Annotated in this window: 24 protein-coding genes; 17 read left to right on the forward strand and 7 right to left on the reverse strand. The window is 64.6% G+C overall.

The window, feature by feature from the left end; genetic code table 11:
• Window positions 1–75: 75 nt before the first annotated feature.
• From DOM32_RS14505 to DOM32_RS14515, 3 genes are all read right to left on the reverse strand, one after another.
• Window positions 76–507 carry an OsmC family protein gene (locus DOM32_RS14505; RefSeq protein ID WP_110635654.1) on the reverse strand — a complete coding sequence of 144 codons (432 nt, stop codon included), beginning with the start codon at window positions 505–507 and terminating at the stop codon, window positions 76–78.
• Window positions 508–645: 138 nt separating this feature from the next.
• Window positions 646–1,149 carry a thiol peroxidase gene (gene tpx, locus DOM32_RS14510; protein WP_071232940.1) on the reverse strand — a complete coding sequence of 168 codons (504 nt, stop codon included), beginning with the start codon at window positions 1,147–1,149 and terminating at the stop codon, window positions 646–648.
• A gap of 150 nt (window positions 1,150–1,299) precedes the next feature.
• Complete coding sequence (locus DOM32_RS14515; protein WP_420876625.1) at window positions 1,300–1,998, reverse strand: DUF1415 domain-containing protein; 699 nt, start codon at window positions 1,996–1,998, stop codon at window positions 1,300–1,302.
• An 82-nt stretch (window positions 1,999–2,080) separates the two neighbouring features.
• Here DOM32_RS14515 and DOM32_RS14520 point away from each other — a divergent pair, with 82 nt between their 5' ends.
• Both DOM32_RS14520 and DOM32_RS14525 read left to right on the forward strand, forming a co-directional pair.
• A complete protein-coding gene (locus DOM32_RS14520) occupies window positions 2,081–2,998 on the forward strand; it encodes an aldo/keto reductase (protein WP_110635660.1) in 918 nt (305 codons plus the stop codon).
• A 68-nt stretch (window positions 2,999–3,066) separates the two neighbouring features.
• Window positions 3,067–4,155, forward strand: coding sequence for an alpha/beta fold hydrolase (locus DOM32_RS14525; protein ID WP_208625388.1), 1,089 nt, complete (start codon window positions 3,067–3,069; stop codon window positions 4,153–4,155).
• 32 nt (window positions 4,156–4,187) lie between these two features.
• On the opposite strand, the gene nfi is transcribed toward DOM32_RS14525, so the two are convergent.
• Entirely contained in the window at window positions 4,188–4,919 is a 732-nt protein-coding gene (nfi, locus tag DOM32_RS14530) for a deoxyribonuclease V (RefSeq protein WP_110635663.1), read from the reverse strand.
• Window positions 4,920–5,181: 262 nt separating this feature from the next.
• On the opposite strand from nfi, the gene DOM32_RS14535 reads away from it, so the two are divergent.
• Window positions 5,182–6,447 carry an exonuclease SbcCD subunit D C-terminal domain-containing protein gene (locus DOM32_RS14535; RefSeq protein WP_110635666.1) on the forward strand — a complete coding sequence of 422 codons (1,266 nt, stop codon included), beginning with the start codon at window positions 5,182–5,184 and terminating at the stop codon, window positions 6,445–6,447.
• Entirely contained in the window at window positions 6,444–9,788 is a 3,345-nt protein-coding gene (locus DOM32_RS14540; protein WP_110635669.1) for an AAA family ATPase, read from the forward strand. The genes DOM32_RS14535 and DOM32_RS14540 overlap by 4 nt, the downstream gene beginning before the upstream one ends.
• Window positions 9,789–9,816: 28 nt before the next feature.
• Here the strand turns inward: DOM32_RS14540 and DOM32_RS14545 are convergent, their stop codons facing one another.
• Entirely contained in the window at window positions 9,817–11,007 is a 1,191-nt protein-coding gene (locus tag DOM32_RS14545; RefSeq protein ID WP_071232945.1) for an ROK family transcriptional regulator, read from the reverse strand.
• Window positions 11,008–11,197: 190 nt separating this feature from the next.
• On the opposite strand from DOM32_RS14545, the gene xylB reads away from it, so the two are divergent.
• Both xylB and DOM32_RS14555 read left to right on the forward strand, forming a co-directional pair.
• A complete protein-coding gene (xylB, locus tag DOM32_RS14550) occupies window positions 11,198–11,932 on the forward strand; it encodes a D-xylose 1-dehydrogenase (RefSeq protein ID WP_110635672.1) in 735 nt (244 codons plus the stop codon).
• 47 nt (window positions 11,933–11,979) lie between these two features.
• Window positions 11,980–13,386 (forward strand): sugar porter family MFS transporter, encoded by a 1,407-nt coding sequence (locus tag DOM32_RS14555; RefSeq protein ID WP_110635675.1) that lies wholly within the window; start codon window positions 11,980–11,982, stop codon window positions 13,384–13,386.
• Window positions 13,387–13,509: 123 nt separating this feature from the next.
• Here DOM32_RS14555 and wrbA read toward each other — a convergent pair whose 3' ends face one another.
• On the reverse strand, window positions 13,510–14,115 hold the full coding sequence (gene wrbA, locus DOM32_RS14560; RefSeq protein ID WP_110635678.1) for an NAD(P)H:quinone oxidoreductase: 606 nt from the start codon (window positions 14,113–14,115) through the stop codon (window positions 13,510–13,512).
• Between the two features lie 399 nt (window positions 14,116–14,514).
• On the opposite strand from wrbA, the gene argE reads away from it, so the two are divergent.
• Both argE and DOM32_RS14575 read left to right on the forward strand, forming a co-directional pair.
• On the forward strand, window positions 14,515–15,675 hold the full coding sequence (gene argE / locus DOM32_RS14570; protein ID WP_110635683.1) for an acetylornithine deacetylase: 1,161 nt from the start codon (window positions 14,515–14,517) through the stop codon (window positions 15,673–15,675).
• Between the two features lie 41 nt (window positions 15,676–15,716).
• A complete protein-coding gene (locus tag DOM32_RS14575; RefSeq protein WP_110635687.1) occupies window positions 15,717–16,109 on the forward strand; it encodes a gamma-glutamylcyclotransferase family protein in 393 nt (130 codons plus the stop codon).
• Between the two features lie 12 nt (window positions 16,110–16,121).
• Here the strand turns inward: DOM32_RS14575 and DOM32_RS14580 are convergent, their stop codons facing one another.
• Complete coding sequence (locus tag DOM32_RS14580) at window positions 16,122–16,877, reverse strand: FadR/GntR family transcriptional regulator (protein ID WP_071232951.1); 756 nt, start codon at window positions 16,875–16,877, stop codon at window positions 16,122–16,124.
• Window positions 16,878–17,099: 222 nt separating this feature from the next.
• Here DOM32_RS14580 and DOM32_RS14585 point away from each other — a divergent pair, with 222 nt between their 5' ends.
• The 9 genes from DOM32_RS14585 to DOM32_RS14625 all read left to right on the forward strand — a co-directional run bounded on the left by DOM32_RS14585 (window position 17,100) and on the right by DOM32_RS14625 (window position 26,775).
• On the forward strand, window positions 17,100–17,840 hold the full coding sequence (locus DOM32_RS14585; protein WP_071232952.1) for an SDR family oxidoreductase: 741 nt from the start codon (window positions 17,100–17,102) through the stop codon (window positions 17,838–17,840).
• A 139-nt stretch (window positions 17,841–17,979) separates the two neighbouring features.
• Window positions 17,980–18,822, forward strand: coding sequence for a fumarylacetoacetate hydrolase family protein (locus tag DOM32_RS14590; RefSeq protein WP_110635690.1), 843 nt, complete (start codon window positions 17,980–17,982; stop codon window positions 18,820–18,822).
• A gap of 117 nt (window positions 18,823–18,939) precedes the next feature.
• Window positions 18,940–19,995 carry a zinc-binding alcohol dehydrogenase family protein gene (locus DOM32_RS14595; protein WP_110635694.1) on the forward strand — a complete coding sequence of 352 codons (1,056 nt, stop codon included), beginning with the start codon at window positions 18,940–18,942 and terminating at the stop codon, window positions 19,993–19,995.
• Window positions 19,992–21,644, forward strand: a complete 1,653-nt coding sequence (locus tag DOM32_RS14600) for a UxaA family hydrolase (RefSeq protein WP_110635697.1) — start codon at window positions 19,992–19,994, stop codon at window positions 21,642–21,644. The genes DOM32_RS14595 and DOM32_RS14600 overlap by 4 nt, the downstream gene beginning before the upstream one ends.
• Window positions 21,641–22,786: a mannitol dehydrogenase family protein gene (locus DOM32_RS14605; protein ID WP_110635700.1), complete on the forward strand. Its 1,146-nt coding sequence runs from the start codon at window positions 21,641–21,643 to the stop codon at window positions 22,784–22,786. Before DOM32_RS14600 ends, DOM32_RS14605 begins: the two co-directional genes overlap by 4 nt.
• A 43-nt stretch (window positions 22,787–22,829) precedes the next feature.
• Window positions 22,830–23,825: a C4-dicarboxylate TRAP transporter substrate-binding protein gene (locus tag DOM32_RS14610; RefSeq protein ID WP_110635703.1), complete on the forward strand. Its 996-nt coding sequence runs from the start codon at window positions 22,830–22,832 to the stop codon at window positions 23,823–23,825.
• 196 nt (window positions 23,826–24,021) lie between these two features.
• Window positions 24,022–24,558, forward strand: a complete 537-nt coding sequence (locus DOM32_RS14615; RefSeq protein WP_110635706.1) for a TRAP transporter small permease — start codon at window positions 24,022–24,024, stop codon at window positions 24,556–24,558.
• Between the two features lie 5 nt (window positions 24,559–24,563).
• Window positions 24,564–25,847, forward strand: coding sequence for a TRAP transporter large permease (locus tag DOM32_RS14620; RefSeq protein ID WP_110635709.1), 1,284 nt, complete (start codon window positions 24,564–24,566; stop codon window positions 25,845–25,847).
• Between the two features lie 160 nt (window positions 25,848–26,007).
• On the forward strand, window positions 26,008–26,775 hold the full coding sequence (locus DOM32_RS14625) for a FadR/GntR family transcriptional regulator (protein WP_110635712.1): 768 nt from the start codon (window positions 26,008–26,010) through the stop codon (window positions 26,773–26,775).
• Window positions 26,776–26,780 lie beyond the last annotated feature (5 nt).

The raw sequence follows: 26,780 nt of genomic DNA on the forward strand, positions 1-26,780 counted from the left end.
GTCGAAAGCGTCGATTTTTCCAATTGACACAAAAAAGCCGGCCTCGCGAGCCGGCTTTTCGCTATCGCCCGATGCTCAACTTTCCAGTTTGGCATCCAGCGAAATCTTGGCATTTAGAAGCTTGGAAATCGGGCAGCCTTCCTTGGCCTTCTGGGCGGCGCTATCAAACGTCGCCTGGTCGGCACCCGGAATCTTGGCGACGGTCTTGAGCTGGACTTCGGTAATGGTGAAGCCGCTGTCGTCCTGCTCCATGATCACGGTGGCATCGGTCTTGATGCTGTCCGGCTCGATGCCCTCTTCGCCCAGCATCATGGACAGCGCCATCGAGAAGCAGCTGGCATGAGCGGAAGCGATCAGCTCCTCCGGGTTGGTGCCGGGCTGACCCTCGAAACGGGTATTGAAGCCGTATGGGCTCTCCTTGAGTGCGCCGCTCTCGGTGGAGACGACACCCTTGCCTTTCTTCAGGCTGCCTTTCCATTCGGCAGATCCGGATTTCTTGATCGTCATCGTCAACTCCTTCTGGTTTGCTATGACGTTTCGACGTCATCGGCCATCGCGGTGGATGGGATGGGGATCAGTGTAGACCACCTGCGCCAGACGTCATCCGCCCCGACTCACCGACTCCCGCCTGAAGCGGGGAATTCGCTACGCCTTGAGCGCCTCGAGCGCCGCGTCGTAATTCGGCTCGTTCTTGATCTCGCTGACCAGCTCGGCATGCACGACCTTGTCCTGCTCGTCGATCACGATGACGGCCCGGGCACAGAGCCCCGCCATCACGCCGCTCTGCAAGGCGACACCGTAGCGCTCCCGGAACTCCGGATGGCGGAAGCAGGAGAGCGTGATCACCCGATCCAGCCCTTCGGCGCCGCAGAAACGGCTCTGGGCAAACGGCAGATCCGCCGACACGATCAGCACCGCCGTGTTGTCGAGCCCGCTGGCATATTCGTTGAACTTGCGCGTGGACATCGCACAGGTTCTGGTGTCGACGCTGGGAATGATGTTGAGCACTTTGCGGCGGCCGGCAAAATCCGACAGCGACACGTCTTCCAGCTCGCCATTGGTCAGGGTAAAGGCAGGCGCCGTCTCGCCGACGACCGGAAAGTCGCCTCCCACCTCGACGGGTACGCCGCCTCGCGTCACGCTCTGCATGGTTGTCTCTCCGATAAAGAACGATTCAAACCAAAGGAATGATCAAACAAAAAGAACGATCCAAACAAAAAAAACGACTCAAAGGGCGAAGCGATTGCAAGGATCGCAGCGCGACGTATCCGATGACACGTGCACCACGACCAGCATAGCCTATTCCTGTGCTGCGCCACCCGCCCGCGCCAGGACGCGTCGCGATGCCGCCAGCGCCTCGGAACCCGGCGCTCGCAGCGTTGCCATGTTGCGCTCCGGGATCGACTCGGGATCGGGATAGCTCGCCAGCGCCCGCTCGAGCTCGGCCTCCCGCAGAAGATGCAGCATCGGGTAGGGCGAACGATTGGTCGCATTGGCCGGGTCGGACGCCTCGACGCCGTCGAAGACGTAATCCGGGTGGAAGCTGGCCAACTGATAGATGCCGGTGTATTCGAGATCCTCCAGCAGCCGCTCGGCCAGCTCGAGCCAATCCAGATAGTCGTCGAAATCCTCCATGCCGGCCGGCGCGATCAGCAGCGTGGTGGCGATCCCGGGCTCGGCATCCAGGCTACGGCATTCCGCCACCAGTTCGTGGAGCAGCCCCTCGAGGTCGGTAGCGTCGGCCACCGCGTAGCGAATAGCGTCCCGCCGCGACTCGCGGCCGGCAAAGGGGCAGATGTCGTGGGCGACGACGAAGGATTCCAGCCAGGCCCGCGTGAGGCCGATAAAGGAAGGGTCGATGACGGAACTCCTGAGTCGGGGTACGTGAACCGAATGAGGCGATCGTGCCCGTCGAAGACGGATCCACGGGAAGTCGATCGACGTCTCGCGGGCACTCAGCGATATTACATGGTTACCGGGAGATTCGGTGGTCGAGATTCAGGGCCATCGGCAAAGCCATTTGCGAAACCCGCGAGTGGCAGCCAGCATAACAGTAACGCCTTAACGAACAGGGGGTTCCATGCCAAGTACGCCATCGCGCCCAAGTACGCCACCGTGCATCGTGCTGCCAGAGAGCCAGGCAGCGCCCTCGATATTCCTTCCAGCCATCGGCCAGGGGACCTGGTACATGGGAGAAAACCAAGTGCCGCGCCGGCAGGAAGTCGCGGCGCTGCGCCACGGGCTGGACCTGGGACTGAAGGTCATCGATACCGCCGAGATGTACGGCGACGGCGGCGCCGAAGAGGTCGTCGGCGAGGCGATCCACGGGCGGCGCGACGACGCCTTCATCGTCTCCAAGGTCTACCCCTGGAACGCCGGCCGGGAGAGCACCATCGCGGCCTGCGAGCGCAGCCTCGAACGGCTGGGCATCGACACGATCGATCTCTATCTGCTGCACTGGCCCGGTAACATTCCCCTCGAGGAGACGTTCGAGGCGTTCGAACGGCTGCGTGACCAGGGCAAGATCCGGCGCTTCGGGGTTTCCAACTTCGATGCCGGCAACCTCAGAGCCATGGACTCGCTGCCTGCCGCCGCCGACTGCGCCACCAATCAGGTGCTCTATCACCTCGGCTCCCGCGGTATCGAGGTCGACATCATCCCGTGGATGCAGGATCACCACATTCCGGTGATGGCGTACTGTCCGCTGGCCCAGGGCGGGCGGCTGCGATCCAAGCTCCTCTCGTCGTCCGTGGTCAACGACATCGCCGACAAGCATGGCGCCAGCGCCGCCCAGATACTGCTGGCCTGGGTGATTCGCCCCACCAGCGTCAATCAGGACGGAACGCGAGGCGTCATCGCGATTCCCAAGGCATCGAGCCTGGCCCACGTCGAGGCCAATGCCGCGGCGCTGGGGATCGAGCTCGACAGCGACGACCTCACCCAGCTCGACAACGCCTTTCCCGCCCCGAAGGAGCCGGTATCGCTGGATATCGTTTGAACTATCGGCGAGACCGTCGTCTAAAAATGGTGTCTTCGCCCATTCCCCTCCCCCATCAGGAGTTCTGCATGACAGCGACGTCCGCGATCTCGTTCTCACCGAACCGCCATTGGCTGCCGGCCCTGGGTCTCGCCCTGGGCGCCACGATGGTTGGCGTCCCCGCCAGCGCCGAGGCCCAGCAAGCCGAGCCCTCGAAGCAGAACAGTGAAGCCACGTCAGGTTACGGCGCCGAACTGGAGGGCTTCGATTACCCCTATCCGGTGGAGCGTTTCCGCTTCACCTCGCAACGTCAGCAGTTGCAGATGGCGTATCTGGACGTCCCGGCCAGGGAGCCCAATGGTCATACCGTCGTTCTGCTTCATGGCAAGAATTTCTGCGCCGCGACCTGGGAGGATTCCATCGAGCGTCTCGCCAACGCTGGCTACCGCGTGATTGCACCGGACCAGATCGGCTTCTGCAAGTCGAGCAAGCCCGAGACCTATCAGTTCAGCTTTCATCAGCTCGCGGCCAACACCCACGCTCTGCTCGAAAGCCTCGATCTCGACGACGTCACGGTGATGGGTCACTCCATGGGCGGCATGCTGGCAAGCCGCTACGCGCTGATGTACCCCGAGCAGACCGAAAAGCTGGTGCTGGTCAACCCGATCGGACTCGAAGACTGGAAGGCCAAGGGTGTGCCGTACCAGCCGATCGACGAAGCCTACGCCAGCGAACAGCAGAAGGACGCCGAGGCGATCCGCCAGTATCAGCAGTCGACCTACTACGTCGGCGAGTGGGAGCCGCGCTATGACCGCTGGGTCGATATGCTGGCGGGCATGTACGCTGGCGATGGCGGCGATCTCGTCGCCTGGAACCAGGCTCTCACCTCGGACATGGTCTTCACCCAGCCGGTGATTCACGAATTCGACGAGATTCAGGTGCCGACGCTGCTGCTGATCGGCGAGAAGGACAACACGGCGATCGGCAAGGGGCTTGCCTCCGATGCCGTCAAGAAGACGCTGGGCCATTACGACGTGCTGGGCGAACGCGCCGCCGAACGCATCCCCGATGCCGAACTGGTCGAATTCCCCGAACTGGGCCACTCGCCCCATATCCAGCAGCCCGAGCGGTTCCACGAGGCGCTGTTCGACGGCCTGAAGCGCCTCGACGAATCCTGAGCACGACGGGTGCCCTCATAACAAGCCGGACGCTACAGCGGCAACTGGCCGGTAGTCGCTACCGAACCGCGCCGGGATGCCAGCCGATCCGCCAGCCGGGTCGGCTCCGGCAGCTTGGTCCTGCCCAGGCAGCGCACCACCCAGTCGACGGCGCCATCGAGGGACATACGATGCCCCGGCGACACGAACAGCGGTTTCACCCCCTCCCGCGAACGCAGCACCGCGCCGATGGTGACGCGGCCACGCTCGTCGAGGGCAATGCCGTTCGGGTCCTCTTCGCGCCGACGGTCGGTCAACGGCGTCCATGCGCCCTTCTCCAAGGGCACGTCGCCAAACTGACCGCATAGCCGGCTCTTGCCCACGCCGATGGTGGGCAGATCGAGCCAGAGCCCCAGATGCGAGGCGATGCCCAGACGGCGCGGATGCGCGATGCCCTGGCCATCGACCATGATCAGATCCGGGCGCTGCGACAACTGCTCGAATGCCCCCAGCGCCGCTGGAATCTCGCGAAACGACAACAGCCCCGGCACGTAGGGCATGCGCGTCGGCTCGCGATGCACTACCTGCTCGATCAAGGTGAGCGACGGCCATTCGAGCAGCACCAGCGCCGCCCGCGTGGTCTCCCCGCCATCCTCGAAGCCGATATCCATGCCGGCGATCAGGCCGACCTCTCCCAACGCCTCCTCGCGGACGATCCGTGGAGCCAGCTGTTTCTGCAAGGCGATCGCCGCCTCGGGCGTGAGATTCCATTCATGTAGCGCCATCCTGCGCCTCCCGCCATCCAGGTTGAGGACATCAGCCTAGGGCCTGTTGCCGTTTCATGCACGGCCGCGCCGCTCTCCGACCTAGACTCATCTTTCAATCCCGATTCGCCTTTCAATCCCGATTCGCCCTTCAAGTCCGATTCGCCCTTCAAGTCCGATTCGCCCTTCAAGTCCGATTCGGCCTTCAACGGACGCGACGTCGCGTTACACTTGGCGACGCTTTTGCCGCTTCACTCTCTCAGACGCAACAGGGCGCCGCGCCGTGAAACTACTCCACACCGCCGACTGGCACCTGGGCCAGTCCTTCCATGGCCAGGAACGCCATGTCGAACATCGCGCCTTCCTCGACTGGCTGCTGGGGACACTCGTCGAGCGCCAGCCCGACGCACTGCTGATCGCCGGCGATATCTTCGACGTGGTCAATCCCTCGCTGCGCGCCCAGGAACTGCTCTACGACTTCGTCGTTGCCGCCCATGCTGCGCTGCCGGCGCTGGAGATCGTGATGATCGCCGGCAACCACGACAGCGGCTCGCGCATCGAGGTGCCCGCACCGCTGATGAAGAGCCTCAGGACGCACGCCCTGGGGCGAGTGCACTGGCTCGATGACGGCCGTCTCGATAGCGACCACCTGCTGGTGCCGCTGCACGACGCCGGCGGCGCGCTCAAGGCATGGTGTCTGGCGCTGCCCTTTCTGCGCCCCGCGGAAGTGACCGGCGGCGAGATCGACGACTACCGCGAGGGCATCGCGCGGGTGCATGGCGAACTGATCGAGGCCGCCGAGGCACGCCGCCAGCCGGGCCAGGCGCTGGTGGCGATGAGCCACGCCCACCTTCAGGGCGCCGCCGTCTCCGAGGCGAGCGAGCGTCCCATCGTCATCGGCGGCGAGGAGTCGGTTTCGGCGACACTGTTCCCCGAATCGATCGCCTACGTCGCGCTGGGCCACCTGCATCGCCCCCAGCAGGTCGGTGAACCGCGCATCCGCTACAGCGGCTCGCCCCTGCCGCTCGATTTCAGCGAGAGTCACTATCCGCATCAAGTGATCGAGTTCACTCTCGACGGCGAAGCGCTGGGCGGGATCGAGACGCTGCCGATCCCGCGACACGTCGCTCTGCAACGCGTGGGGCCGGGCAGTCTCGAGGAGGTCGAACAGGCGCTGGAGGCGCTGGAGACGAACGCCGAGTTCCCCGATGCCACGATGCCCCGCGAACGCTGGCCGTGGCTGGAGATCCGGGTCGATCTCGACGCGCCCCGCCCCGACCTGCGTGCGCGAATCGAAGCCGCCCTGGATGGCAAGCCGCTGCGTCTGCTGCGCATTCACAACCGCTATCCCAATGCCAGCTCGCAGGATGATGCGGACGCCAGCGTCGATCTCGACAGTCTGACCCCACAGGAGATCTTCGGCCGCACCTGGCAGGCGCGCTACGGTGACGCACCGCCGGAAGACGTGATGACGGACTTTGCCAGCCTCCTGCAGCAGGTTCAGGACGCGGAAAGCCAACAGGAGAACGATGTGGAAAACAAGGCATGAAGATTCTCGCCATTCGCCTGGAAAACCTCGCCTCGCTGGCCGGACTCCACGAGATCGATTTCACCGCCTCGCCACTGGCCGATCAGGGCCTGTTCGCCATCACCGGCCCCACCGGCGCCGGCAAGAGCACCCTGCTCGACGCGCTCTGCCTGGCGCTCTACGGCAGCACGCCGCGCCTGCGTCAGGCGCCCCGCCGGGACTCCCAGATCGCCGATGTCAACGACGACACGCTGACCACCGCCGATGCACGCACCCTGCTGCGGCGGGGCTGCGCCAGCGGCTTCGCCGAGGTGGACTTCATCGGCCGCGATGGCCGTCGCTACCGGGCGCGCTGGTCGGCGCGCCGTGCCCGCAACAAGGTCGACGGCAGCCTGCAGAAGACCGAGCAGTCTCTCACCGATCTGGACGCCAACCAGTTGCTCACCGCCCAGACCCGGGAGTTCGAAAAGCTGCTGCCCGAGCGGCTAGGGCTCAAGTTCGATCAATTCACCCGCGCCGTGCTGCTGGCCCAGAGCGAATTCGCCGCCTTTCTCAAGGCCGACGACAACGAACGCAGCGAATTGCTCGAGCGCCTGACCGATACCCAGCACTATTCCGAGATCTCGAAGGCCGCCTATCAAAGGGTGCGTGAGGCCAAAGCGACCCTCGAGGCCATCGAAACCCGGCTCGCCGATGCCCTGCCGGTGGACGCCGACACCCGTACCACTTACGAGCAGCAGGCCCAGGCCGAGGAGCAGGCGCTGGCCGAGTTGCAGGCCGAGCTGTCGCGCCATCAGGCGCAAGGCATCGAGCTCGAACGCGATGCTCAACTTCTTCAGGCGTGGCAGCAGGCGGAAGCCGGCTGGCGTCAGGCCGAACACGAGTGGCAGCAGAACCAGACCGAGCGCCGCCAGCTCGCCCAGCTCGACGAGCTGGCCCCGTGGCGGGAACGGGCCCGGCGACGCCAGGCGCTAGAGCGCAACTTGACCGCCAATCGCCAGACCCTGGCGGAGCAGCGCCGCCTGTCCGAGGATGGCGATCGCGAGCGCGAAGCCCTGGAGCCCCGGCTGGCCGCGGCGCGGCAGGCCCACGAGCAGGCCCGGCAGGACGAAAGGGAAGCCCAGCCGCTGCTGGACGAAGCGCGCCGGCTGGCCGCCGATCTCGAATACCAGCGGCAGCAGCTCACCCAGCAGCAGCAGGAACACCGCCAGCTTGCCGACACCGCAAAGATCGAAGACCAGCGCCACGAAGCACTGACGCAGGCACGCCAGCCGCTCGAGGCGCGTCTCGATGAACAGCGGGCCGTGTTGGCGCGCTTGCTGGAAGCCACCGACGAGCCCGACGAACAGGCACACGAACATTCAGGCGCAGCCCGGAACGCAGACCGGGATGCCCACGAATTGCGCTCGAGCCTGAACCATCGGCGCGACCTGGCGCAACGCGAGCTGCAAACGCTGCAAAGCCTGCAGCATGACTGGCGCGAGGGCGAACGCCTGCATCGCGAGCAGACCGCGACACGCCAGCAGCTCGATGCCGAACGCCACCGGCTAAAGACGCTGGAAACCGAAGGCAGACAGGCCGCGGAACGGCTCAAGGCCGCCGAGTCCGAAGACGAGACGATACGCGATCAGATCGAAGCGGCAAGAGCGGCCCGGAGCGAGAGCGTCGAACAGCTGCGCCAATACCTGCGGGAAGACGAGCCCTGCCCGGTCTGTGGGGGAACGGATCATCCCTTCCGGCACGCACCGCCAGCGCACCCCGGCGTCGCCATGATCGAGGCGATCGAGCGCCAGGAGCGGCAACGGCTCGAAGGCCAGCGCCAGCAGGTCGAGCGTGCCCAGCAAACCTACCATCAGTGCAGCGCCGACTATCGTGCCTGTCGCCAGGGCATGCAGGAAAGAGAGCGCCAGCTCGAGACGCTGTCCCGGCAGCTCGATCAGGCCCGCGCGGCGATCGATGCCCACGACGACGCCCCGGCGCTTCGCCGGAGCGAGTCGGCCGACGGCTGGTTCGAGACCCGGCGGGAACGGCTGAATCGGCAATGGCAGGAGGCCAGCGACCGTCTCGCCGCGCTCGACGACGCGGAGCGCCTGCTGCAGCCGCTGGAAGCCGACTGGCAACGGCTGTCGCTCGAGCTGGGCAAGCTGGAAGAGCGCCGCGCCCTGAATCGCCAACGCCTGCAGGCGCTCGAGGCGTCGTTACCTTCACGTCAGCAGCAGGTGGAAGATATTGGCAGTCGGCTGGCGGCCCGGCTTGGCAGTCACGAATCCGTTCCGGCCTGGCAGGCAGCGCTGGAACGGCAGTGCCGGCAGGCGGAAGCGACCCTCGAGGAGCATCAGGCGCGCTGGCAGACGCTGGCCCAGACCCACGCGCAGCTGAGCCAAAAGCTGGTGGATCTCGAACAGCGCCAGCAAGACGCCCAGGCCGAGTTCGACGAACTCGACGGCGGCTGGCAGGCCTGGCGCCGCGAACGCCCTGCCCTCGACGACGAGACGGTCGAGGCGCTGCTGGCCGTCAGCGAAGCGGATCATCGCCGGCGGCGGGAGGCCCTGACCAGACTGGAGCGCGACCTGGCCGCCGCGACCGTCAAGCAGGAGGAGCGCCGACAGGCGCTGCACGATCAGCGTCGCCGGTTACTGCCGGCATCGGACGAGAAGGACCTGCTCGACGAGGCCAACAGCCGCGAGCTGGCGGGGCAATTGGCCCGCCAGCGCGAGACGCTGCAGGCGCTGGAACGACAGCGCGACGAGCGTCAGGAGAGTCGCGATGCGGCCCAGCACCGGCTTCGCGAGGACGACCGCCGCCGCCAGGCCCAGCGCGAAGGCGCCCAGGCGCGCGAGGCGGCACAGCAAGAGCTCAATCGCTGGCGGCTGATCGGCGACCTGATCGGCAGCGCGGACGGCAAGCAGTTCCGGCGCATCGCCCAGGCCTACAATCTCGATCACCTGTTGACCCACGCCAACCAGCACTTGCGGGCGCTGACGCCCCGCTACCGGCTGACGCGCGGTGGCAGCGAGCTCGGCATTCTGGTGATCGATGGCGACATGGCCGACGAACGCCGCTCGGTGCATTCGCTCTCCGGCGGCGAGACGTTCCTGGTCTCGCTCGCCCTCGCCCTGGGTCTGGCTTCGATGGCATCGCACCAGCTGGCGATCGAATCGCTGTTCATCGACGAAGGCTTCGGCAGTCTCGATCCGGCGTCGCTGGCGCTGGCAATGGATGCCCTCGACGGCCTGCAGGCGCAAGGGCGTCGGGTCGGGGTGATCTCTCACGTCCAGGAAATGCACGAGCGAATTCCGCTGCAGATACGGGTCGAACCCAGCGGCAACGGCGCCAGCCGAGTGACGATTCGGCACCGCTGAGGAATCCGCCCTGCCGGACCATCGGTATCTACACCTCGATCGCCGCCCGGGCCATGACCTGGGCGGCGGCGCCTCTGGCCGCAGTGAACGTGCTGTCTTCGATGATCTTGATCGGGACCGATTGGGACTTCCTGAGCAGATCGTTCTGATGGTCGTGGAAGTAGGCCAGGGCCGGCTCTATCAGACGCGCTTCCAACCGCATCAAAGAGCCCCCCAGAATCAGCATCGAGGGATTGAGCGTATGATGCAGATTGAGCATCAAGAGCCCCAGCGCTTCTCCCGCACGCTGGATCAGGGCTTGAACGGCTTCCTCGTCGGCCCGGGCCTGTACCGCCGCGCTGAGACTGGCCTCCGGCTCGACGTTCAGCGCTTCGCGCAGCGCCCACCCGCTTACCAGCGTTTCCGCACAGCCGCGGTTGCCGCAATGGCAAAACGCGCCGCCAGGCTGGATCACGGTATGTCCGATCTCGCCTACCAACCCTTGATACCCCCTCGGCACCACGGGGAAATGTTCACCACTGACCACGCCGCAGCCGATGCCGATGTCGGCGCTGATGTAGGCGATCGACTCGGGCGGCACACCGTCGAAGAAGTAGAACTCGCCGAACGCAGCGGCATTGGCCTCGTTGTCCAGCAGCCATACGCCACCCGGCAGATCCGGCTGTTCTCGCAGTAACGCCAGAAAATCGACGTCTTCCCACCCCAGGTTGGGCGCCAGCCTGAGAATGGGGGCGCTGGGAGAGACGGGGCCGGGCACGGAGACCCCGAGTCCGAGGCAGGAGCGCCCTGCCAGGGCGGGATTCTGACGGAGCTGCACCAGCAGCTGTGCAAGGCGCGTTGCCGTAGCCTCGGGCGTGGTGGGAGAAACTTCCTGGTGAAGGCTCGCCAGGATCTCTCCCACCAGATTGCAGGCAACCAGCCGCAGGCCCTTGACCCCGACCTCGGCGCCCAGCATGTAGTGACGATCACCATCCAGATAGAGCGCTCGCCCCGGGCGCCCGCCACCACGTGCATGCAGCTCACCCTCACGCAGCCAGCCACCTTCGGACAACGCCTGTACCACGCTGCCGACGGTGGCCTTGGTCAGACCGGTCTGGAGGGCGATATCCGCCCGCGACAATCCAGGACTGCGCCTCACGGTGCTGAGAATGGTGCTGCGGTTGAGACTCTTCAGATAGTTGAGATCGCCAGCGACTTGCGGCGTGAAGGAGTTCGGCATGGGCGAGGCGGCAACGTCGAGTAATGGCTGATTGAGACGACTATACCAAAGCCCGACGAGTTCGGCCGAAAAGCGTCTGCCATGGCGGGACCTAAGTCTTAACACTAATGGTCAATGGCAGCCGTTCTCGCAAACGCGCATGCTCCCTCACAACTTAGTTAACAGTTTTTACTAATCAGCAGGAGCCATCATGCCAACAGCCATCTACCCCTGTCTCGAGACCAAGCGCGTCGTCATCACCGGCGGCGGCTCCGGGATCGGAGAGGGTCTGGTACGCGCCTTTGCCGAGCAGGGCGCCGAAGTCCATTTCCTCGACATTCTCGAAGAGGCCAAGGCCCTGGCCGAAGCGCTGGGTGACAACGTGCATTTCCACCATTGCGACCTTACCGACGCCGACGCCCTGATCGGCACGCTCAACGCCATCGGCGAGGTCGACATACTGGTCAACAATGCCGCCAATGACGATCGCCACCGCCTCGAGGACGTCACTCCCGAGTACTGGGACAATCGCATGGCGGTCAATTTGCGCCATCTGGTGCTGGCCGCCCGTGAAGTCGCCCCGGCGATGCGCCGTCGTGGCCAGGGCGTGATCGTCAATCTCGGCTCGATCAGCTGGCACCTCGGCCAGCCCGGCATGGTGCTTTACGAGACCGCCAAGGCCGGCATCGAAGGCCTGACGCGCGCGCTGGCCAGCGAACTGGGCAGCGACGGGATCCGTGTCAACTGCGTGATCCCCGGCAACGTCAAGACCGCGCGTCAATCGCGCTGGTATACCCCCGAAGACGAGGCACAGATCGTCGCCGAGCAGAAGCTCAAGGTACGCATCCACCCCCACCACGTCGCTGCCACAGTGCTGTTCCTCGCCTCGGACGCGGCAGCAGCCTGTACCGCTCATAACTACTGGGTCGACGCCGGCTGGCTCTGACGCGAGCCGCTCCAGGACCTTCATCGACACGCCACCGGAGTTCAACAATGCCAATATCAAGTGCTTCACAACACCCCATCGTGGTTCTGCTCATCTGCTGCGTGGCCGCCATCGGCGGCTTTCTGTTCGGCTTCGATAGCGGGGTCATCAACGGCACCGTCGACGGCCTCCAGCAGGCTTTCCAGTCGGAGAGCGTCGGCACCGGCTTCAACGTCGCCTCGATGTTGCTCGGCTGCGCCGTCGGCGCCTTCTTCGCCGGGCGCCTGGCGGACAAGTTCGGTCGCCGCACACTGCTGCTGGTCGCCGCCGTCTTCTTCATCGTCAGTGCCTGGGGCTCCGGCATTGCCGATGGATCGCTCGAATTCGTGATCTATCGGATCCTGGGCGGCCTGGCGGTGGGTGCAGCCAGTGTCATGTCACCGGCCTATATCAGCGAGATCGCTCCCTCTCATCTGCGCGGCCGACTGGCGACGATTCAGCAGGTGGCGATCATCGGCGGCCTGTTCTTCTCGTTTCTCAACAACTACATCCTCGCCAACGTCGCGGGTGGCTCCACGGCGCCATTGTGGTTCGGCTTCGAAGCCTGGCGCTGCATGTTCTGGATGGAGCTGATCCCCGCCGGGATATTCCTCATCGCGCTGCTGTTCATCCCCGAAAGCCCGCGCTTCCTGGTCAGTGCCGGTCATGACGACAAGGCGGAACGGGTTCTGCGCCTGGTCTACGACGAAGCCGGCACCCGCAAGCGCCTGGAAGACATCCGCACGTCGCTGTCCAACCGTCACAAGCCGCGTCTGTCGGATCTGATCAACCCCGCTACCGGCAAGTTGCTGAAACTGGTCTGGATCGGCATCGGTCTGGCCGTGTTCCAGCAGTTGGTCGGGATCAACGTGGTGTTCTACTACGGCGCCGTGCTGTGGCAGGCGGTCGGTTTCTCCGAAAGCGATGCGTTGATGATCAACGTCATCAGCGGTGCCGTCAGCATCGCGGCCTGCCTGGTCACGATCGGCCTGATCGACCGCATCGGTCGCAAACCGCTGCTGTGGGCCGGTTCCGTCGGGATGACGATCACCCTGGCGATCCTGGTCTACGCGTTCTCCACCGCCGACATCGTCAATGGCAGCCTGGCGCTCTCCTCCGGTAACGGCGTTCTCGCCCTGCTCGCGGCCAACGTCTACGTCTTCTGCTTCAACGTGTCCTGGGGGCCGGTGATGTGGGTCATGCTAGGCGAGATGTTCCCCAACCAGGTACGCGGCTCGGGCCTGGCCGTCGCCGGCTTGTTCCAGTGGGTCGCCAACTTTGCCATCACCATGACCTTCCCGATCATGCTGGCATCGATCGGCCTTACTGGGGCTTACGGTTTCTACGCGGTCTGCGCCCTGCTGTCGGTCATCTTCGTTGCCCGCTTCGTACGAGAAACCAACGGTCAGGAACTCGAGGAGATGGTTTACGAGTAAGCGTTCGCCAAATGGGGAACTGAACGCCACAATAACGTGGTACGCAACGAACAAGGCCNNGGCCTTGTTCGTTGCCTCATCGTTCTTGACCGACGAGGCATTGGGCACCTCCGTTCGAAGAGATCAGCCAGCCAACTTCGACGCCAGCTCGGCCACATGCTTGCCCTGGAAGCGGGCGATCGCCAGTTCGTTCTCGCTCGGGGTACGGCTGCCATCAGCGTTGGCCAGCGTGGTCGCGCCGTAGGGCGTGCCACCGGTGATCTCGTCCATGTTGGAGAGCTCGGGGCAGCTGTAGGGCACGCCCACGATGACCATGCCGTGGTGAAGCAGCGTGGTGTGGATCGAGGTCAGCGTAGTCTCCTGCCCGCCGTGCTGCGTCGCCGTCGAGGCAAAGGCGCTGCCGATCTTGCCGATCAGCTTGCCCTGCGCCCACGGGCCACCGGTCATGTCCCAGAAGTTGCGCATCTGGGAAGCCATGTTGCCGAAACGGGTCGGCGTGCCGACGATGATCGCATCGTAGTCGGCCAGCACCTCGGGACCCTCGATCAGCGGCGCTTCCTGATCGGTCTTGTAGCCGGACTTGATCGCCACCTCCTCCGGCACCAGTTCGGGCACTCGGCGAAGATCGACCTGGGTACCGTCGACGCCCCGGGCGCCTTCCGCCACCGCCTTGGCCATGGTCTCGATGTGGCCGTAGCTCGAGTAATACAACACCAGCACTTTGCTCATGGGAACACTCCTTGAGGAACAGAGGTTTCGCGACGAAACGCTCTCCAGGCTAAGCCTCTGTCTGAAAAATCGGCGAGCGATGGCCAGACAAGGCGAAAATCGGCGAAAAAGCGGAGTTTACACGGGTGTAAATGAGCATTTTGAGTCGATTTTTAACGCCGTATGGGTGAGCGCAGGCATTTTTAGACAGAGCGTAGCCCGGGCGACCAGCCAACGCCATCGGAGCGACGCTGCGTTTTTTGATGCCGAAAGGCCGAAAAGATCGAACGCTTTGCGAATGCGCAATCGCCGTGCCATCCGGTCTACCCCGGGCCGGCATTTGTTGCGGTAGCGGGCTAGCCGCTATTCTGTGCGCTCACTCACCCAACCGTGGTCCACGCTGGTGGATCGGAGCAAGCCATGACGACTTCCCGCGATCTCCTGGCCAACCTGGTCGGCTTCGATACCGTCTCCCGCCATTCGAATCTCGCGCTGATCGATTTCGTCGAGCACTATCTCGCCTCTCATCGGGTGCCGGCCCAGCGCATCACCAACGCCGATGGCAGCAAGGCCAACCTGCTGGCCCGCGTTGGCCCCGCGGTCGAAGGCGGCGTGGTGCTCTCCGGTCATACCGACGTAGTGCCGGTCGACGGCCAGCCGTGGCGCAGCGATCCGTTCACGCTGACCGACAGGCAGGATGGCCGACTCTACGGCCGCGGGAGCTGCGACATGAAAGGCTTCCTCGCCTGCGCCCTGGCCCGGGTGCCCGAGTGGCAGACTCTCGAGCTGAAGCGACCGATCTATCTGGCTTTCTCCTATGACGAGGAGATCGGCTGTCTCGGCGCGCCGGCGATGATCGAACGCCTGATGGCGGACGAGCCACTGCCCGGCGCGGTCATCATCGGCGAGCCCACCTCGATGCAGCCGGTGGTCGCGCAGAAAGGGATCACCACGATGCGCACCACGGTGACTGGCCGGGAGTCGCACTCGAGCCAGATCAACCAGGGCGTATCGGCGATCCACGTCGCGGCCAAACTGGTGACGCGGATCGAGGGGATCATGCAGGAGCTGGTCGACGAGGGTGCGCTGGAAAAGGTCTTCAACGTGCAGCACTCGAGCCTGCACGTGGGCCTGATCGAGGGCGGCACCGCGATCAATATCATGGCCCGCCACTGCCAGTTCGACTGGGAGATTCGTCACCTGCCCAGCGACGGCTTCGAGGCGGTCTTCGCCCGCTTCGACCGCTACGCCAAGACACTGGAAGCCGAGTTGCAAAAGCGCGCACCGGAGATCCGCATCGTCACCGAGCAACTGGTCGATACCGTGCCGGCGCTGGCCGATCGCGACAACGCCCCCGCCATCGCGCTCTGTCGCGAGCTGCTCGACGACCCCAGCGTCGATACCGGCGGCGTCGCCTACGCCACCGAAGGCGGCCAGTTCCAGCGTGCCGGCCTGCCGACCATCGTCTGCGGTCCGGGCAGCATCGCGCAGGCTCATCAGCCGGACGAGTACATCGAGATCAGCCAGCTCGAAGCCGGCGACCGCTTCATGCAACGACTGGGCGAGCGAATGGCGTGTTGAGCACCGTCGCTACCCCATTCCTTCTGCTACCGGGACGAATCATGCATACCCCTGTTCTCGCCGTTCGCCGCACTGCCCTGGTCGCGGTCTACGGCACCTTGAAGCGCGGATTGCGCAACCATCACTGGCTCGACGGCGCCGAGTTCGTCGGCGCCGATATCCTCACCAGCGTCACGCTCTACGACATCGGCCCCTATCCGGGCGCCAGGGCAGAGCCCTCGCGAGGCGTGGAGGTCGAAGTCTTCCGCGTCGATGCGGCTGGCCTGAAAAGACTGGATCGCCTGGAGAATTACCGGGTAAGACAGCCGAAGTCCGGCGACTACGATCGCGCCGTGCATGACACCGCCTTCGGCCCCGCCTGGCTCTATCTCTACAACCGGGACGTGACCGGCTGCCCGGTGATTCGCCAGGGAGGCTGGCCGGCCGTGGCGTGAGGCCACGCTTGCTCAGGCGTCGAAGAACACCCGCAGCACGTGATCCATGTGCACTTCCATTGCTCTCCGGGCCGCATCGGGATCATGGCTTTCGATTGCCGTCAGGATGCGCTCGTGATCGTCCTGGGACTGGCGCGGCATGTCGGTTTCCATGAACAGCTCCTGAAGACGTCGGAACATCTTGCCGTACTGGTGGCCGAGCAGGTGCTTGATGGTCATGGCATAGGCGGCGTTGCCCGAGGCCTCGGCAATACGAATGTGCAAAAGCCGGTCGCCGGCCTGGTTTCTCCCGCCGTGGCGATTGTCCTCGACGTTACGCGCGTAGGCCTCACGCATCGCGGCGAGATCGTCGTCGCTGGCGTTGATCGCCGCCAGCGCCGCCGTTTCCGGTTCCAGGTAACGGCGTGCCTGCAGCAACGAAAACGGCGGGATTTCCTGATCCAGATCGAGCTCGATCTCGCTGGCGAACTCCGGGTCGAGCCCCCACTCTTCCTGGCGTCGGGCCGCGCTCATCACCGAGCTGCCCACCTCCTCGTCGCGTTCAAGCACCAGTACGCCATGGCCGACACGAACCTCGACCTGGCCCACCACCTCCAGCGCGATCAGCGCTTCGCGCACCGACGCCCGGCTGACCCCCAGCTGCTGCGCCAGATCCCGCTCCGGCGGTAACAGCGTACCGGGGGGAAATTCCCCCTGGCGGATCAACACCAGCAACTGGTCGGCAATCTGGCGATAGAGCCGCTGTGCACGAATGGTCTGGATCGGCATCTATCGATCTCCCGGTTTCATGAGCAAGACGAATTAGACATTGGTCGCAATTTCCAACGCTTTTACCGACTTGGCCGAGGCTATTAGACGTTTGGCGATTTGCGGGCCGTTTCCACAAAGGATAATACTCGGACCAAAGGTCAGGCCTTTAGACATTAGAACCAACCCTGCCTTGAGAAGCAAAAAACTCGGAATCAAAACCGCCTTCAGGAGCCATCGGCCATGCGACTCGCCAACAAGACCGCGTTGATTACCGCCGCCGGCCAGGGTATCGGCCGAGCCACCGTCGAGCGGTTCCTGGCCGAGGGTGCCCAGGTCATCGCCACCGACATCGATGCGGCCAAGCTGGAGGGGCTGGCAGGGGCTCAGTGCCATGTGCTCGACGTCACCGACGCGGAAGCCGTGCGGAGCCTGATCGAGTCGCTGCCACCGCTGGACGTGCTGTTCAACTGCGCCGGCACGGTGCCGAGCGGCTCGATCCTCGAATGCGAAGATGCCCAGTGGGCCTTCGCCCAGCGACTCAACGTCGACTCGATGTTCTACACCATTCGCGCCGCGCTGCCGGCGATGCTCGACAATGGCGGCGGCAGCATCATCAACATGTCGTCGCTGGCCTCCAGCGTGAAAGGCGTGGTCAACCGCTTCGCGTATGGCACCACCAAGGCTGCCGTGGTCGGGCTGACCAAATCCGTCGCCGCCGACTACATGACTCGCGGCATCCGCTGCAACGCGATCTGTCCGGGCACGGTCGACTCCCCTTCCCTGCGCGAGCGGGTCGCCGAGCAGGCGCGCCAGCAAGGCCGCACCACCGACGACGTCTTCGCCGAATTCATCGCCCGTCAGCCCATGGGCCGACTGGGCAAGGTGGAAGAAATCGCGGCACTGGCGACGCATCTGGCCAGCGACGAATCCTCGTTCATCACCGGTACGGTGCAGATGATTGACGGCGGCTGGTCGAATTGATCGCCATCACGAGTTCTCGTAGCTCGTAGCTCGTAGCTCGTAGCTCGTAGCTCGTAGCTCGTAGCTCGTAGCTCGTAGCTCGTAGCTCGTAGCTCGACATTAGACTCCCTTCGCTAACGGACACAGAAAAGGAAACCGCATGAAACTGCTACGCCACGGCCCGAAGGGTCAGGAAAAGCCCGGTATCGTCGATGCCAACGGCACCGTTCGCGACCTGTCCGGCAAGATCGATGACATCGCCGGCGACGTGCTCTCCGATGCGGGTCTGGCGCAACTGGCGCAAATCGATCTCGCCAGCCTGCCGGAAGTCGCCGCGGGTACGCGTCTCGGCCCCTGCGTCGGCCGGGTCGGCAAGTTCATCTGCATCGGTCTGAACTATTCCGATCACGCCGCGGAAACCGGTGCCGAAGTGCCCGCCGAACCGGTGATCTTCAACAAGTGGACCAGCGCCATTTGCGGCCCCAACGACGACGTGGAGATCCCCCGCGGCTCGGAGAAGACCGACTGGGAAGTCGAGCTCGGCGTGATCATCGGCAAAGGCGGGCGCTATATCGACGAAGCCGACGCCATGGACCATGTCGCCGGCTTCTGCGTGGTCAACGACGTCTCCGAACGTGAATACCAGCTCGAACGCTGCGGCACCTGGGACAAGGGCAAGGGCTGCGACACCTTCGGCCCGCTCGGCCCGTGGCTCGTCACCCGCGACGAAATCGCCGATCCGCATGATCTCGCCATGTGGCTCGAGGTCGACGGCAAGCGCTACCAGAACGGCTCGACCCAGACCATGGTGTTCCAGGTGCCGCATCTGGTCGCCTACCTCAGCCGGTTCATGAGCCTGCAGCCGGGCGACGTGATCTCCACCGGCACCCCGCCGGGCGTCGGCATGGGTCAGAACCCGAAAGTCTTCCTCAAGCCGGGCCAGACCATGCGCCTGGGGATCGAAGGGCTCGGCGAGCAGCAGCAGCGCTGCGTCGAGAGCTGATGGACTAGGACTGGACGCCCCTCCGCCGGCTATGCCGGAGGAGGCGGTGGGCCAACATTGGCCTGACCATTGGGCCTATAGATCAACCTTGAGATCGCCATTTTCTGGAGCGCATACATGCAAGTCGTCGTCTGCTCGAAGCCGAACGAGATGACCCTCATCGACCGGCCGGTGCCCGATTGTGCGCCTGGCGAGGCCTTGGTAGCGATCCGCCGTGTCGGCATCTGCGGTACCGACATCCACGCCTTCGGCGGCAACCAGCCCTATTTCGTCTATCCCCGCGTGCTGGGCCACGAGCTCAGTGGCGAGGTGGTTTCCGCCGCCGATGATGTCGATTCCGGCCTCGTCGGCCAGGCGGTCTACGTCATTCCCTATCTGCACTGCGGCGAGTGTCGGGCGTGTCGCCAGGGGCGCACCAACTGCTGTCAGCGTCTCGAAGTCGTTGGTGTGCATCGCGATGGCGGCATGGCGGAATATCTGAACGTGCCCGCCTCGCACTTGATTCCGGTGCCGTCGCTGTCGCCGGAACAGCTGGCCCTGGTCGAGTGCCAGGCGATCGGCGCCCATGCCGTCCGGCGTGGCCAGGTCGAGCAAGACGAACTGGTCGTGGTGGTGGGTGCCGGGCCGATCGGCATCGGCGTGCTGCAGGTCGCCAGGAGTCGCGGCGCGCGGGTGGCGATGATCGATACCAATCGCGACCGCCTGGCCCTGTGCCGCGATGAACTCGGCGCGGACGCCGTCTGGCATGCCGTCGAAGACGATGTGATCGCGGAGATCGAAGCGATGAACGACGGCGCCCTGGCCGATGTTGTGTTCGATGCCACCGGCAACCCGAAGGCGATGAATCGCGGCTTCGATTTCGCCGGGCACGGCGGGCGCTACGTGCTGGTCAGCGTGGTCAAGGCCGACATCACCTTCAACGACCCGGACTTCCACAAGAAGGAGCTGACGCTGCTGGGCAGCCGCAATGCCACACGGGAAGACTTTGAAACCGTCACTCGCCTGATGGCCAGCGGCGATATTCTCACCGAGCCGCTGATCACCCACCGGGGGCGACTCGAGGAGCTGCCGACCCTGATGCCCCAGTGGTGCGCGCCCGGCAGTGGCGTGATCAAGGCAATGGTGACGCTCGAAAGCGCGGGCCACGACAGCACAGCGGAGCATCAAGCATGAATGACACCATTGGCACCGACAGCCCGGCTCGTATCACCCTGCGCATCCATCCACACGACAACGTGGCGGTGGCGCTGACCGACCTGCCCGCCGGTCGTCAGGTCGTCATCGACGACCACGCCGTCACGCTCGCCGACAACATCCGCCACAAGCACAAGTTCACGCTCGCGGCGCTGTCGCCGGGCGATATCGTCACCATGTACGGCGTGACCGTGGGCAAGGCAACGCGCGACATTCCCGAGGGCGGCGTGATCACTGTGGACAACGTCGCCCACGCCACGGAAAGCGACGAGGTCCGCCCCGGTAGCAAGTCGTGGACGCCACCGGACGTGACGCGCTTCCAGGGCACGACCTTCGACGGTTTCCATCGCCCGGATGGTGGCGTCGGCACGGCCAACGTGTGGCTGGTCATCCCGCTGGTGTTCTGCGAGAACCGCAACATCGAGGTGCTGCGCCAGTGTGTCGCCGATGCGCTGGGGGACGATCCCTATCGCGACTACAAGCGCATGGCGCGCCAAATGCTGAGCGGCCAGAGCGACACGCCGGAGAGCGCCGATTCGTTCGACGCCACCGCGCCCAGACGTTTCCCCAACGTCGACGGCGTGCGCTTTCTGACCCATACCTTGGGCTGCGGCGGTACCGACGACGATGCCGAAGCGCTGTGCCAGTTGCTGGCCGGCTACATCTGCCACCCCAACGTGGCTGGCGCGACGGTGCTGAGTCTCGGCTGCCAGAAGGCGCAGATTCAGATGCTCAAGGCGGCGGTGGCCAAACGCGATCCGCAACGGTTACGCACGGTGGATTATTTCGACCAGCAGTCTTCACCCAGTGAAGAAGCGCTGATTCGCAACGCCCTGCAATCGATCTTCGATGGGCTGGCGGCAGCCGACCGAATCCCGCGCCAACCGGCGCCGCTGGCCAAGCTCACGCTCGGCGTCGAGTGTGGCGGCTCCGACGGCTTTTCCGGCATCTCCGCCAACCCGCTGGTCGGCGCCGTGGTTGATCGCCTGGTCGCCCTCGGCGGCAGCGGCATTCTCAGCGAGTTTCCGGAACTGTGCGGGGTCGAGCACGAACTGGTCGCCCGCTGTACCGACGCCGCGGTCGCCGAACGTTTCCGCGATCTGATGCAGGCCTACCAGCGCCATGCCGCCGCGGTGGGGGCCGATTTCGCCATGAACCCGTCTCCGGGCAACATTCGCGACGGTTTGATCACCGATGCGATGAAATCCGCCGGTGCGGCCAAGAAAGGCGGCGACGGGCCGGTAGTCGACGTGCTCGATTACACCGAGCCGCACCGTCGCCCCGGCCTCAGCCTGCTCTGCTCGCCGGGCAACGACGTCGAATCGACCACCGCGCTGGCCGGCTCCGGCGCCAATCTGATCGTGTTCACCACCGGTCTCGGCACACCCACCGGCAACCCGGTGACGCCAGTGCTCAAGATCGCCAGCAACAGCGAACTGGCGACCCGCATGCGCGACATCATCGATTTCGACGCCGGCCCCATCGTGCGCGGCGAACGCGGCATCGGCGAACTGGCCGAGGAGCTGCTGGCGCTGTGCATCGAGGTCGCCTCGGGTCGTCACCGCTCGCATGCCCAGCGTCTCTCCCAGCACGACTTCATTCCCTGGAAGCGCGGGGTATCGCTATGAGCGCTTCGACACGGCTCTCGACGAGCGCGTCCGATTATCGCGACGCCGGTATCGTCCAGTTCGGCACCGGGCGCTTCCTGCTCGCCCATGTCGACGCACTTGTGTCCGAATCGCTGGAGAAGGGAGACAGCGATGAGCGCATTCTGGTGGTGCAGAGCTCGACCCGCGAGGAAGGCAAGCGCAAGGCGCGCCTGCTCGCCGAGCAGCGCCGCTATCCCGTGCGGATTCGCGGTCGGCGCGACGGCGAAACGATTGATCGCAAGCAGACCGTCGACAGCATCGCCGGTTGCCTGATCGCCTCCGAACAGTGGGAAGCGCTCAAGCGACACGTGGTCGAGCACGCCCGCATCATCGTCTCCAACACCGCCGACAACGGCTACGACATCGGCGATGACTCGAGCCTCGCCGCAGTGCCGGCGAGCTACCCCGGCAAGCTGACCCACCTGCTGCGGGCTCGCTTCGAAGCCGGTAACGATGGCCTGACGATCCTGCCCTGCGAGCTGATCGAGCAGAACGCCCGGCAGTTGAAGTCGCTGGTGACGACAATGGCCCGCCGCGACGGCAAGGCAATGGCCGATAACGTGGCGTTTCTCGACTGGCTGGACAACCGCTGCGTATGGGCCGACACGCTGGTCGACCGCATCGTCTCGGCGCCGCTCGAACCGCTCGGTGCCATCGCCGAACCCTATGCGCTCTGGGCCATTGCCCGGCAGCCGGGCATGGCGATCCCCTGCGTGCATCCGGATGTCGAGATCGTCGACGACCTCGCACCGCAAGCGATTTGCAAGCTGCACATTCTCAACCTGGCCCATACCTATCTGGTCGACCGATGGCAGCAAGCCGGTCGCCCGGTCGAGTTCGTGCGCGAGGCGATGGAGTGCGCCGCGCTGGTCGATCCGCTGCGTGCCACCCTCGAAGAGGAGGTGCTGCCGACGCTCGCCGCCGAACTGCCCATGAACCAGTTGGAGCCGTATCTGGCGGTGACGATGGAACGGTTCGCCAATCCCTTCCTCGATCACCGCCTCGACGATATCGCCCAGCATCACGCCGCCAAACTGCAGCGACGCCTGCAGCCGGTAGTGGAAAAGGCACGCCGTCAGGGGCGTGCCACCCCCAGGCTCGACGAAGCGTTGAGCCGCTGATCCCAGCAAGAAGCCCACAAGACGACAACACTGGAGTACGCCCATGATGACTCATCGATTCTTCCGCTTCACCGCTTCACTCACCCTGGCCGGCCTGAGCACGCTCGCGCTCACGGGCATGGCCCAGGCCGCGACCGAAATCCGCGTCGCCTACGGCAATCAGCCCGGCGAGCCGGTCGATGTCGCGGTCAAGGAATGGGCGAAAAGCGTCGAGAAAGCCAGCGACGGCGAATTGACGCTGAAGGCGTTCCCCGCCAGCCAGCTCGGCGGCGAGACCGAGGTGATGGAACAGGCGCGCTTCGGCTCGCCGCTGATCACCATCACCGCCTACTCGAACTTCATGAGCTCGGTACCGGACCTCGCCGTCCTCGACGCGCCCTACCTGGCCGACGATTTCGACAGCAAGCTCAAGGTCTTCGACTCCGAATGGTTCGCCGAACAGGAGCAGAAGGTCGAGGAATCCGGCTATCACATCGTGATTCCCAACAGCGTCTACGGGGTGCGTCATTTGCTCTCCCGGGAAGCGGTCGCGACGCCGGAAGATCTGGCCGGGGTCAAGGTACGGGTACAGAACTCGCCGATGTACGTCGCCGCGATCGAAGCAATGGGCGCGGTGCCGACGCCGATGTCGCTGGGCGATGTCTATCCGGCGCTGGCCCAGGGTTTGGTCGACGGTGTCGAGAACCCGCTGCCAGTGCTGTATGGCGGCAAGTTCTACGAGGTAGTGAAGAACCTCAACCTCACCGCCCACATGCATACGGTCGCGCCGTTCGTCACCGGTGAAGCGTTCTGGCAACAGTTGAGCCCGGAAGATCAGAAGATCCTCACCGAGACCGGCCAGGAGATGGCCAAGAACCTGCGCAGCCTGGTCGAGAAGGAGACCGAAAAATCGCTCCAGCAGTTGAAGGATGCCGGCGTCCAGGTGCACGAGGTGGATACCGCCCCGTTCCGCGAGCGTGCCCAGCAGGAAGTCCCGGCGGCGTTTCCGCAGTGGAGCGAGGGGCTTTATCAAGAGGTCAGCGACATCATCAACGGCTGACAAAATCGCCGGGAGCGATTTTGGACGTCGCATAGCGACGGCCCGAAGGGCGACCGCCAGGGATGGCGGTCGCAATCTCGATGCCTGCGCGGACTCGGCGTCCCCAACGAATCGCGGCGTTGCGCGGGGCTATCGATATACCGCTGCTCAACGCCGCGACTTGGGCCGTCGCTCACGCTCTAGGAGTTGAATATCCATGCAAACGTTTTTCAAGGCGCTCGACCGTCTGATGCGGCTCGATGAGGTGATCGCCAGCCTGGCGCTGTTCGGGCTTTTCGTGGTCGCCATCGCCAACGTCTTCATGCGTTATCTGTTCTCGTCGCCGCTGGCCTGGAGCGAGGAGATCCTGCAGCTATTGATGGTGTGGGCGACGTTCCTCGGCGCCAGCGCGCTGGTGCGGCGCAACGAGCACGTGCTGATCGGCCTGCTCAACGACAGGTTGCCGGCAGCCGTTGCGCACTGGAACACGCGCATTTTCAACATCGGCATCGTCATGCTTTGCGCGGTGGCGATGCTGTTCTGGGGGCTGGAACTGCTGCCCTTCTCGCGTTTCCGCAGCACGCCGATGCTGCAAATCCCCTACTACTGGATTCACGTATCGATCCCCATCAGCGCGGTGCTGATGCTCTATCACAGTCTGGTGCGTCTGATCACCAATGACCGATTGATTGCCGACGAACGGGAACTGGCTCCGCCGGAAGCCACCCGCGACGCCGTTACCGCCAAGGAGTGATATCGATGGCCGTTGGAATCGCGCTCGCCGCGCTCTTCATCCTGTTCTGTCTGGGCACGCCGGTGGCCTTCGCGCTGTTTGCGTCGAGCCTGACCTACTTCCTGGTCGGCGCCGACCAGCCCATGGTAATGCTGATCCAGCGTCTCGCCGGCGGGCTGGAATCGATCTCGCTGCTGGCCATTCCGTTCTTCATCATGGCCGGGGTGTTCATGAACCACTCCGGTATCACCGAACGGCTGCTGACGCTGGCCGAGCTGATGACACGCCGCCTGCATGGCGGGCTGGCCCAGGCCAACGTGCTGCTGAGTACCTTCATGGGCGGTTTGTCCGGCTCCAACATCGCCGATGCCGCCATGAACGCCAAACTGCTGGTACCGAGCATGACGGCTGCCGGCTACCCCAAGCCGTTCTCGAGCGCGATCACGGCTTCGTCGTCGCTGATCACCTCGACCATCCCGCCGGGGATCGCGCTGATCGTCTACGGCTATGTCAACAACGTCTCGATCGGTCGGCTGTTCCTCGCCGGCGTCGTTCCCGGCGTGCTGATGGCAGTCGCCATGATGGTGCTGGTGTCGATCCAGTGTCGTCGCCTCGGTTATCAGAAGCCGCGCCGCGAGCGCGTATCGCGCCACGAATGGATCAGCGTGACCCGCGCCGGGATCATCGCCCTGCTGCTGCCGGTGGTCGTCATCGGCGGCATCCGTGTCGGCATCTTTACGCCCACCGAAGCGGGCGCGATGGCGGTGCTCTACGCGCTGATCGTCGGGCTGTTCGTGTATCGGCAGATGGGGCTCGGCAGCGTTGCGCTGGCGACGCGGGAGTCGCTGATGGCGTCGGTCAACGTGCTGTTCATCATTGCGATCGCCTCGGGCTTCGCGCGCGTGCTGACCTGGGAGCAGATTCCACAGCAGATCGCGCTGATGCTCTCCTCGGGCGTCGGCAGCGCGGTGGCGTTTTTGCTGATCGCCAATGCCCTGCTGCTGATCCTCGGCATGTTCCTGGAAGGCAACGCGATTCTGATCGTGCTTTCGCCATTGCTGGCTCCCGTGGCGGCCCAGTTCGGCATCGACCCGGTGCACTTCGGTATCGTCTTCATCCTCAACGCCTCGATCGGCACCATCACGCCCCCCCTGGGCACGGTGATGTTCACGACCTGCAGCATCACCGGCGTCTCGATCGGCGCCTTCATTCGCGCGATCACGCCCTACTGGCTATTGCTGGTCGCCCTGTTGCTGGTGGTGACCTTCGTGCCGGCGATCTCGCTGACGTTGCCCAACTGGGTGTTCTGACCCGGGAGCGTGCCCTGAACGCAAGCCGCCGAGTACGACCATGGCCGTATGTCAGCCTTTCCCGGTCGCGCGTTCGGCGGCCGGACAGGTAAGATGAAGTCGAAACAGCCAATGTTGACCACACGGCTCAACCCACTTCGAAGGCCGGGATTCGACTGACGTGAAGGACACCTCGACAACGCGTTCCCCACGCCGGCCCAGCGTCGCTGAAGCGCTGGTCAGGGAGATCTTCGCCGGGCACTACCAGCCCGGCGAATTCGTGCCCAAGGAGATCGACCTCTGCGAGCAGTTCGCGCTCAACCGCTCGGCGGTGCGCAGCGATCTGCGCCAGCTGGTCGACGCCGGCATCATCGAGCGTATCTCCGGTTACGGCTCCCGCGTTCGGGATTATGCCGAGTGGAACATTCTCGACCCGCAGGTCACCGAGTGGATGGTGCGTTTCGCTACGCCCAATCCGGGTATCCAGCGCGAGATTCTGACGTTCCGGCTCGACGTCGAGCCCTACGTGGCGATGACGGCGGCCAAGCGCGCCACGGCGCGGGATCTCGTGGCGATCGAAGAAGCCTTCGAAGGCATGGGCCGTGACTTCCACAACCCCGGATCGGCCAACCGCGGGAGGCTCCACAGCGACCACGACGTCGCCTTCCACGTAGCTATCTTCAAGGCGACCCACAACATCGTCTGGAAGCAGCTATCGCACATCCTGAAGCCCTCGATTCATCTACTGGTGGAGACCTCCAACGTCAGCGCCAGCGATCCCGAGCAGAGCCTGGAGCGCCACCGCCACTTGATGGAGTGCATTCGAACCCGGCAGCCCCGCGAGGCCTTCTTCGCCTCGGTGGCGGTTTTGCAGGGAACGGCCGACGCGCTGGGCATGGAGATGCCGGAGACCTTGCTGGGCGAAGTGCCGGCAGCCGTCGAGCGCTGAGCGCC

Source organism: Salinicola salarius (genome assembly GCF_003206135.1).
GTDB lineage: Bacteria > Pseudomonadota > Gammaproteobacteria > Pseudomonadales > Halomonadaceae > Salinicola > Salinicola salarius.

Coding starts and splice junctions, on each gene's coding strand:
- DOM32_RS14505 (WP_110635654.1), bottom strand. CDS start 507: ATGACGATCAAGAAATCCGGATCTGCCGAATGGAAAGGCAGCCTGAAG.
- tpx (WP_071232940.1), bottom strand. CDS start 1,149: ATGCAGAGCGTGACGCGAGGCGGCGTACCCGTCGAGGTGGGAGGCGAC.
- DOM32_RS14520 (WP_110635660.1), top strand. CDS start 2,081: ATGCCAAGTACGCCATCGCGCCCAAGTACGCCACCGTGCATCGTGCTG.
- DOM32_RS14525 (WP_208625388.1), top strand. CDS start 3,067: ATGACAGCGACGTCCGCGATCTCGTTCTCACCGAACCGCCATTGGCTG.
- nfi (WP_110635663.1), bottom strand. CDS start 4,919: ATGGCGCTACATGAATGGAATCTCACGCCCGAGGCGGCGATCGCCTTG.
- DOM32_RS14540 (WP_110635669.1), top strand. CDS start 6,444: ATGAAGATTCTCGCCATTCGCCTGGAAAACCTCGCCTCGCTGGCCGGA.
- DOM32_RS14545 (WP_071232945.1), bottom strand. CDS start 11,007: ATGCCGAACTCCTTCACGCCGCAAGTCGCTGGCGATCTCAACTATCTG.
- xylB (WP_110635672.1), top strand. CDS start 11,198: ATGCCAACAGCCATCTACCCCTGTCTCGAGACCAAGCGCGTCGTCATC.
- DOM32_RS14555 (WP_110635675.1), top strand. CDS start 11,980: ATGCCAATATCAAGTGCTTCACAACACCCCATCGTGGTTCTGCTCATC.
- wrbA (WP_110635678.1), bottom strand. CDS start 14,115: ATGAGCAAAGTGCTGGTGTTGTATTACTCGAGCTACGGCCACATCGAG.
- argE (WP_110635683.1), top strand. CDS start 14,515: ATGACGACTTCCCGCGATCTCCTGGCCAACCTGGTCGGCTTCGATACC.
- DOM32_RS14575 (WP_110635687.1), top strand. CDS start 15,717: ATGCATACCCCTGTTCTCGCCGTTCGCCGCACTGCCCTGGTCGCGGTC.
- DOM32_RS14580 (WP_071232951.1), bottom strand. CDS start 16,877: ATGCCGATCCAGACCATTCGTGCACAGCGGCTCTATCGCCAGATTGCC.
- DOM32_RS14585 (WP_071232952.1), top strand. CDS start 17,100: ATGCGACTCGCCAACAAGACCGCGTTGATTACCGCCGCCGGCCAGGGT.
- DOM32_RS14590 (WP_110635690.1), top strand. CDS start 17,980: ATGAAACTGCTACGCCACGGCCCGAAGGGTCAGGAAAAGCCCGGTATC.
- DOM32_RS14595 (WP_110635694.1), top strand. CDS start 18,940: ATGCAAGTCGTCGTCTGCTCGAAGCCGAACGAGATGACCCTCATCGAC.
- DOM32_RS14600 (WP_110635697.1), top strand. CDS start 19,992: ATGAATGACACCATTGGCACCGACAGCCCGGCTCGTATCACCCTGCGC.
- DOM32_RS14605 (WP_110635700.1), top strand. CDS start 21,641: ATGAGCGCTTCGACACGGCTCTCGACGAGCGCGTCCGATTATCGCGAC.
- DOM32_RS14610 (WP_110635703.1), top strand. CDS start 22,830: ATGATGACTCATCGATTCTTCCGCTTCACCGCTTCACTCACCCTGGCC.
- DOM32_RS14615 (WP_110635706.1), top strand. CDS start 24,022: ATGCAAACGTTTTTCAAGGCGCTCGACCGTCTGATGCGGCTCGATGAG.
- DOM32_RS14620 (WP_110635709.1), top strand. CDS start 24,564: ATGGCCGTTGGAATCGCGCTCGCCGCGCTCTTCATCCTGTTCTGTCTG.